This window comes from Mesobacillus sp., assembly GCF_049588175.1.
GTDB lineage: Bacteria > Bacillota > Bacilli > Bacillales > Cytobacillaceae > Mesobacillus.
In genome coordinates, this window is the sequence record NZ_JBAVFI010000294.1 from 1 (window position 1) to 3,990 (window position 3,990).

The window sequence follows — 3,990 nt, forward strand, 5'->3', positions numbered from 1 at the left end:
CTTTGAATAATCTCTACAAAATTATAGGATATTTTCTACGGAATTCTAAATATCTCTATATTTACCATCTGCCGGAAACACTCTTGAGCACACTGCAAGGGTGTTTTTATTTTCATGTAAAAAGTGCCCCGCATTCCGCCGGGACACTTCACTTTTAATCGATTGGATTGTTCATCTTCTTTTCTTTTTGGCCGGTTGTGAATTCGACCAGTTCTTCAGGTGTATTATTGCCTTTTTTCTTATTGTTATTGCGCTGCGCATTTGCATTGCCAAGCTTTGTTTTACCCATACTTTCTCGCTCCTTTTGATGGATTCAAGAAGTAGTATGGATTTTTTCCTCAGTGTTTATTCCGAGTTCAGGTGCTCTCCGTATCATTGTTGCCTGCTCGTACGCATAGGCAAGCTTAATCAACAATGGTTCGCTGAAGGATGTTCCTGTAAAAGTTATGCCGACAGGCTCACCTTCTGATGTATATCCAGCGGGAACAGTGACCGATGGGTACCCTGCTCTCGAAGGAATCGTGGAACCATCCATTGGAAAAAGAATCGCGTCAACACCATACTCCTCCAATACATAGTCGACACCCTGCTCCCTGGACATGTAGAGGTTATATTCAAGCTCATTCAGGTATGCAGCCTCCGTCAAAGTTCCGCTTGTCGCTTCAGATTCAAGCAAAATCTCCTGGCCATACTTCAGCGTTTTTTCGCCATGCTGATAATTGAAAGCAATCACGTCCGCAAGCGTCCTGATTGGAATAGTAGGAGCTAACCCACTTAGATAAGCATTTAAATCAGCCTTGAACTCATAGCTTAGCACTTTATAGCCCCAATTCGCTTTTGATGCAGGAATCGCAACTTCGGCCAATTCTGCACCAAGTTCTTCAAGCCTATCAACCGCTTTTTGAAAAATATGCTCCTGATCCTCTGATAATTTTCCAATATACTCTTCACGGGCGATCCCAATTTTAGCGCCTTTCAGCCCTTTTTTATCAAATAGGTCGTTATGAGGGAATTCAGGCAAAGCCTTCATAGTAGCAGGGTCCCCAGGGTCCTGTCCGGCAATCGCTTCTAAAAGGTAAACCGCATCCTTTACGGTTCTTGCCATCGGGCCAGCCGTATCTTGTGTATGGGCAATCGGAATGATTCCCCTCCTGCTGACAAGGCCGACAGTAGGCTTGATTCCAACCAGAGAATTTTGAGAAGCAGGATTCAAAATGGAACCATCCGTTTCCGTTCCAACCGCAATTGCAGCCAGGTTCGCAGCAACGGAAGCGCCAGATCCTGCACTTGAGCCGCCAACATCAAATTTTTCTGGTCCATAAGGATTCAAAACCTGGCCGCCGCGCGAACTATACCCACTCTTCATTCCATTCGCCATGAAATTAGCCCATTCCGTCATATTCGTTTTGCCAAGGATGACCGCACCAGCCTCCCGGAGCTTTGCAGCTACACAGGAATCCTTCGATGCGATCGAATCCTTAAGTGCCAGCGAACCAGCACTGGTATGCATTTTATCGTGGGTATCAATATTATCCTTCAGCAACACTGGAATTCCATGAAGAGCGCCTCTTGTCCCCTTCAGCTTGCGCTCTGAATCAAGCGCAGCCGCGATATGCAGGGCATCTGGGTTCAATTCAAGTACAGAATGAATCACTTCATCAAAAGCAGCAATCCGAGCCTGATACATCAACACAAGATCATGTGAAGTCAGCTCGCCGCTCTCCATTTTCGCCTGCATATCATCTATAGTAGCTTCAGGAAGCCACTCTTCCATTAAAATTTTCAAACGAGGATTATTCATTTTTACGTTCCTTTCCAATTTAAACTACACATATATATTCTTAACTTTTTTTGAAAGTCCTTTTTTATAAAAAGCTTCGATGAACTTGCCCGTTGAATCTGCCCCAACTCCCCCAATAAAAAAAAGCCACAGGTTACCCCGTAGCTTTTCGAAATCTTATTTTGCAGCTTCAACTATTTTACCATGATAAAATTCCGCAAGAACTGGCTCAATAGTGAGAGCTTTGCAGAACTTCTTCAAATCGCGCTCTTCTCGTTCGTTGACGATTGCGATGACGGTACCTTCTGCTCCAAAACGACCTGTCCTGCCTGAACGATGGATGTATTGATCCTGTTCCCTCGGAAGGTCAAAATGGACAACATGGGTCACGCCTTTGATATCGAGTCCGCGTGCTGCGATATCTGTAACTAGAAGCATTTCATTGTCGCCTTCTCGGAACTTCTTTATATAACGCTGTCGGTCCTGCTTTCCAAGATCACTGTGAAGCTGGCCGACATGGATGTCCTTGAATTTCAGCTTGTCAGCTGCAATCGTGAGGTTAGCGATATCTTTTATAAAAACAAGTGCCTTTACCCCTTTAAGGCGGGCGATTTTTTCAAGGACTTTAATTTTGTCGCGCTGCTCGCTAACAAAGTAGATGTGGTCCACTTTTGCAGCCTCGATCGTTTCATCTTTTTTCACCTTGATCACTTCAGGATCTTTGGCCAGATTTTTAACCGACTTTTCAACGACAGGTGGAAGAGTAGCTGAGAAAAGAAGCAGCTGGCGCTGGTCAGCCAGTGTAGACTTGACGATATTTTTTACTGTTTCGCTGTGCTCCGGAGTCAGCAGCTGGTCACCTTCATCAAGAACAACCGTCTGAACCTTATGCATCTTTAACTTTTTCTGCTTGATCAGTTCATTCGTCCTGCCTGGTGTTCCGATAATGATGTGCGGACTTTTCTTCAGCTTATCAAGCTGTCTTTTCAGGTTGGCTCCGCCAATCAGGGTAGCCGCTTTTATCTCGGTGCCCTCTCCCCACTTCTGGATTTCAGAAAGGATCTGCATGACGAGCTCCTGTGAGGAAGCCAAAATGACTGCCTGTGTATTCTGCATCTTCGGATCGATTTTATTTAAAACCGGAAGCAAGTAAGCTAGCGTTTTACCAGTACCAGTCGGTGATTCCGCAATCACATCTTTTCCTTCTATAATTAAAGGAATCGTTGTGGACTGGACAGAAGTTAACGTTTGGAAGCCTGCTTTTTCCCAGGCCTGCTGCAAGAACGGTTTCAATTGCGTAATAATTTGTTGAGTCTCTGACATAATTTTCTCCTTCAACTTTAAGCATTCATAGTAATGATACTAGCTAAAACGGATTCATAAGTCCAGTATTGCCTTGAGGTTTTGCAATTAAAAGCGATTAAAAGGAAAAGGTATTTGTTAGTAACAGCTCTAAGCTGCTTTTACCGCGAAAAAGGACACCAGGCAAAAGCCCGATGTCCTTCTAAGTAAATTCTTATTTGTGGATCCAGACAGCACCAGCAGAGTTGTCTTTTGCTTCGCCGATGACTTGGAACTTAAGGCCCAATTGTGGAACCTTGCGTCCTGCATCTGGAATCAGTTCGTTCATATAAGATTTTGAATCATCGAATCCTGTTACCCCTGGAAGTCCTTTGTAATCAAAGATTCCGCGAGATGGAGAATCGATGTACCATGCTGGAGTCTGATCCATTGAGAATGCTGCGTCCGCTACCTGATAACGTGTACTTTGACTGATTGATGGCTTGCCATTAAGCGTTCCAACAATCGCCTCTGGATGTGAATCGACTGGTCCAAGGAAACCTTCACCAGGGTGGACGCCAACCCAGTTATCAGTGAATGAATCGTCCGCATACCAGACTACCATTCCTGTATTGTACTTAACACCGCGGCCAGCTAGTAGTGCTTTATCAGAACCAGCGTAGTTTCTCCACTCTAGGTAGTAATAGTGGTCTTTTAAGAAAATACCGTTTGACTGAACAAACCCATCAAGGGCAACAGCCGCATCGCCTTCAGCGCCATCCGCGAATACTTCTTCGCCATCAACTGTCAGCTTCAACTCGTCCATTGCAAAGCCTTGAGGAGCCAAACCGCCGTCAGTTACATATTCAAAAACAAGTTTTACTTTCTTTCCAGCAAATTGGCTTAAGTCATACTTAACATCTGCCCAC

General features: G+C 44.6%; 3 protein-coding genes and 1 pseudogene. All 4 read right to left on the reverse strand.

The genetic code is table 11. The annotated features are described in order from the left end of the window. Positions 1-154: 154 nt before the first annotated feature. Positions 155-289 carry a hypothetical protein gene (locus WB217_RS07225; protein WP_335375317.1) on the reverse strand — a complete coding sequence of 45 codons (135 nt, stop codon included), beginning with the start codon at positions 287-289 and terminating at the stop codon, positions 155-157. A gap of 24 nt (positions 290-313) precedes the next feature. Next, positions 314-1,801, reverse strand: coding sequence for an amidase family protein (locus WB217_RS07230; protein WP_423992017.1), 1,488 nt, complete (start codon positions 1,799-1,801; stop codon positions 314-316). A 156-nt stretch (positions 1,802-1,957) separates the two neighbouring features. Continuing rightward, positions 1,958-3,103, reverse strand: coding sequence for a DEAD/DEAH box helicase (locus WB217_RS07235; RefSeq protein ID WP_423992019.1), 1,146 nt, complete (start codon positions 3,101-3,103; stop codon positions 1,958-1,960). A 193-nt stretch (positions 3,104-3,296) separates the two neighbouring features. Beyond that, a pseudogene (locus WB217_RS07240) lies at positions 3,297-3,990 on the reverse strand (peptidase M6); the annotation flags it as partial.

What these genes read in the sequence shown, in the direction of transcription:
- WB217_RS07230 (WP_423992017.1), bottom strand. Translation starts at nt 1,801, where the DNA reads ATGAATAATCCTCGTTTGAAAATTTTAATGGAAGAGTGGCTTCCTGAA.
- WB217_RS07235 (WP_423992019.1), bottom strand. Translation starts at nt 3,103, where the DNA reads ATGTCAGAGACTCAACAAATTATTACGCAATTGAAACCGTTCTTGCAG.
- WB217_RS07225 (WP_335375317.1), bottom strand. Translation starts at nt 289, where the DNA reads ATGGGTAAAACAAAGCTTGGCAATGCAAATGCGCAGCGCAATAACAAT.